Origin of the sequence: Citreimonas sp. (assembly GCF_042096055.1) — a bacterium.
GTDB lineage: Bacteria > Pseudomonadota > Alphaproteobacteria > Rhodobacterales > Rhodobacteraceae > Citreimonas.
Genome location: NZ_JBELMH010000121.1, coordinates 3,093 through 6,389 on the forward strand (window position 1 = coordinate 3,093; position 3,297 = coordinate 6,389).

The 3,297-nt window shown below is 69.1% G+C and carries 5 protein-coding genes; 4 read left to right on the plus strand and 1 reads right to left on the minus strand.

Going from position 1 to position 3,297, the window contains the following annotated elements; all coding sequences use genetic code 11:
• The 3 genes from ACFDTC_RS16940 to ACFDTC_RS16950 form a co-directional block, all read left to right on the plus strand.
• On the plus strand, positions 1 to 282 hold a 282-nt coding region (locus tag ACFDTC_RS16940; protein WP_375260054.1), incomplete at its 5' end, for a heterodisulfide reductase-related iron-sulfur binding cluster.
• Positions 283 to 370: 88 nt separating this feature from the next.
• Positions 371 to 1,168: a trypsin-like serine peptidase gene (locus ACFDTC_RS16945; RefSeq protein ID WP_375260055.1), complete on the plus strand. Its 798-nt coding sequence runs from the start codon at positions 371 to 373 to the stop codon at positions 1,166 to 1,168.
• A gap of 185 nt (positions 1,169 to 1,353) precedes the next feature.
• Positions 1,354 to 1,833: an Hsp20 family protein gene (locus ACFDTC_RS16950; protein WP_375260056.1), complete on the plus strand. Its 480-nt coding sequence runs from the start codon at positions 1,354 to 1,356 to the stop codon at positions 1,831 to 1,833.
• A 65-nt stretch (positions 1,834 to 1,898) separates the two neighbouring features.
• On the opposite strand, the gene ACFDTC_RS16955 is transcribed toward ACFDTC_RS16950, so the two are convergent.
• Entirely contained in the window at positions 1,899 to 2,687 is a 789-nt protein-coding gene (locus ACFDTC_RS16955; protein ID WP_375260057.1) for an alpha/beta hydrolase, read from the minus strand.
• An 83-nt stretch (positions 2,688 to 2,770) separates the two neighbouring features.
• Here ACFDTC_RS16955 and ACFDTC_RS16960 point away from each other — a divergent pair.
• A partial coding sequence (locus ACFDTC_RS16960) for an aldehyde dehydrogenase family protein (RefSeq protein ID WP_375260058.1) occupies positions 2,771 to 3,297 on the plus strand: 527 nt, incomplete at its 3' end.

Consider the following 3,297-nt stretch of genomic DNA (forward strand, 5'->3'; position numbering starts at 1 on the left):
CTGAAACGCGCGGGCTTCGAGGTGGTCGAACCCGCCGACAGCCACCTGTGCTGCGGCAGCGCAGGCACCTACAACCTGATGCAGCCCGAGATCTCGGCCAAGCTGAAGGACCGCAAGGTCCGCACGCTCGAGGCGAAGGCGCCGCAGGTCATCGCCGCCGGCAACATCGGCTGCATGATGCAGATCGGCAGCGGCACGCAGGTTCCGGTCGTGCACACGGTCGAACTGCTCGACTGGGCGACCGGCGGCCCCGTGCCCCCGGCGATGCAGGCGCGGGACTAGGCGCTACACTGCAGGTATTTTCGATCGGCCGCATTTTCGCCATTTGCAAATGGCATATGCTGGGGGTGCTGACCTGAAGGGCCCTCCGGTGCGTACGATTCTCTTTTTGCTGCTGGCGTGCGCGGCCGCCTCTGCCAGCGCCCAGGGGCTCTTTTCCCTGGAAACCAGCGAGTCCGGCCGCCAGTGGCAGGCGGTCGGCCGGCTCGAGATCGACGGCCGCGTCTTCTGCACCGGCGCGCTGATCGAGGAGAACCTGGTCCTGACCGCCGCGCATTGCCTGTTCGACGAGGACGGCCGGCCGGTGGCCGAAGACGGGATCCGCTTCCTGGCCGGGTGGCGCAACGGCCGTGCCGCCGCCTACCGCCGCGTTCGGCGCGCGGTCGCGCATCCCGATTTCGATCCCGGCAATGCCGACACCGCTGTCCGCGTGCGCAACGACATCGCGCTGGTCGAGCTTCAGCACCCGATCCGCACCGGCATGATCCAGCCCTTCACGCTGGACCTGGACCCGGTCGACGGCGCGGTCGTCGGCGTCGTTTCCTACGCCCACGACCGCGCCGAGGCGCCCAGCCTGCAAGATGCTTGCGCCATCCTTGGCCGGCAGCGCGGCATGCTGATCCTGTCCTGCTCGGTCGATTTCGGCGCCTCGGGCTCGCCGGTGTTCCATTACGCGGCCGACGGCACACCGCGGATCGTGTCGGTGATCTCGGCCATGGCGCGCGCCGGCGAACGGCCCGTCAGCCTAGGCACGGGCCTCGCCACGCCCTTGCCAGCCCTGCGCGCCGCGCTGGCGACGAAGGGCGGATCGGGCGCCGGCCCCGACCCGATGCGCGCCGGCATGCGCCGCGACACCGGCGCCAAGTTCGTGACCTCGACGCGCCCCTGAAGCCGCCACGCCGGCCGCCCCAAACCACCGGCGACAGCGCATTTTTGCCGCGCATGATCTCTTGAAACCGGGGCGCGCCTCTCCCAGATAACCTTCGCCGGGACGCCGATTGCGGGTCGCGGCACGACACGGCGCCTGTCCCCTCGGGAAGGCGCGGACATCGGTATCGCTCAACGGAGGATTCCATGCGACACTACGACTTTGCACCGCTCTACCGTGCGACCGTCGGCTTCGACCAGATCGCCGACCTGATGGACCGGGTGCTGGCCAACGACGTCAGCCAGCCGGGCTATCCCCCGTACAACATCGAGAAGACCGCCGATGATGCCTATCGCATCTCGATCGCCGTCGCAGGCTTCTCGGACGAGGACCTGACCGTCGAGGTCAAGGAAGGCGCGCTGCTCGTCTCGGCCCGCAAGTCCGGCGACGACGCCGAAGGCCGCACCTACCTGCACCGCGGCATTGCCACCCGCGCGTTCGAACGTCGGTTCCACCTGGCCGACCACGTGCGCGTCACCGGCGCCAGCCACGAAAACGGCATGCTGCACATCGACCTCATGCGCGAGGTGCCCGAGGCGCTGAAGCCCCGCCGCATCGAGATCGCGAAAGCGCAGCCGCGCCAGGCCGTGACCCGCGACGTGCAGGACGCCGAAACCGTCAACTGATCGACCCGATCAGCACATCCGCCCGAGGCCCCGGTTTCGCCGGGGCCTTTTTCATTGGCGGACGACTAACCCAACAGGCGGCGCACCATCTCCGAGTCCGGTTGCGCCAGGCCGTCGATCACGTCGAAATGGTGCTTGCCCGCATCGACAACGTGGGCGGCGCCCCAGGCCTGCGCCAGCGCCTCGGCCTGTTCCAGGAAGGCGGGCCGCTCGTCGCCGCCCACCCAGACCGTCACCGGCACCTTCGGCGCCGGATGCAGCACCGGGCTTTCGTCCTGCGCCTCTGCGTCGTCGATCTGCAGGTCGCGGTTCATCGCCGTCTGCATCAGCGGCCGCAGGTCCGCGACCGGCGAGATCGGCATCACGTGCGCCAGCCGTTCCGCCACCGCATCGGGCAGCACGCCCGGCATCGCCATGCGCGCGACCAGATGTCCGCCCGCCGAATGCCCGGCCAGCCGGATCGGCCCCTCGACCTCGTGCGCGGCGCGAATGACCGCCTGCGCCACCTGTCGCGTGATGTCCTTGATCCGCACCCGTGGTGCGAGATCGTAGGACGGCATCGCCACCGCCCAGCCCGCCGCGCGTGGCCCCTCGGCCAGGTGCGACCAGTACGCGCGGTCGAATTTCAGCCAGTAGCCGCCATGCACGAAGACGCACAGCCCCTCGGGCACGCCGTCGGGCAGGAACAGGTCCAGCGCCTCGCGCGGGCCGTGACCGTACATGATGCCCAGCCGCGCCCTTCCCGCCGCGGCCAGCCGCCCCCGATAGGTGTCGGCGGTTTGCGCCCACCGCTCTGGATAGGCGTCCGCGTCCGCTATATAGGGGGCATTGGCATAGGCATCGTCCAGGGTCATCCGGATCCTCCACGTCGGGTTTCGGTTGACATGACACCAGAAGATCCACCGCCCGCCAAGCGGCAACCGCATCGGAGACTCTCATGCTCGACGACACCACCGATCTCAAATCGCGCCTCAAGGACCCGTCGCTGCTCGAGACGCGCGCCTACGTGAACGGCGCATGGGTCGACGGCGCGAAGACCTTCGACGTCACCAACCCCGCCCGTGGCGATGTGATCGCCCAGGTCGCCGACCTGTCGCGCGACCAGGTGGCGCAGGCGATCGACGCGGCCTACGTCGCACAGAAGGAGTGGGCGAAGCACACCGGCAAGGAACGCGCCGCCATCATGCGCCGCTGGTTCGACCTGATGATGGAGAACCAGGACGACCTCGGCACCATCATGACCGCCGAGCAGGGCAAGCCGCTGGCCGAGGCCAAGGGCGAGATCGCCTACGGCGCCTCGTTCATCGAGTTCTTCGCCGAGGAGGCCAAGCGCGTCTACGGCGAGATCATTCCCGGCCACGGCCGCGACAAGCGCATCCACGTCATCAAGCAGCCGATCGGCGTCGCCGCCTCGATCACGCCCTGGAACTTCCCCACCGCCATGATCACCCGCAAGGCCGGCCC

Coding starts and splice junctions, on each gene's coding strand:
- ACFDTC_RS16950 (WP_375260056.1), top strand. CDS start 1,354: ATGCGACACTACGACTTTGCACCGCTCTACCGTGCGACCGTCGGCTTC.
- ACFDTC_RS16955 (WP_375260057.1), bottom strand. CDS start 2,687: ATGACCCTGGACGATGCCTATGCCAATGCCCCCTATATAGCGGACGCG.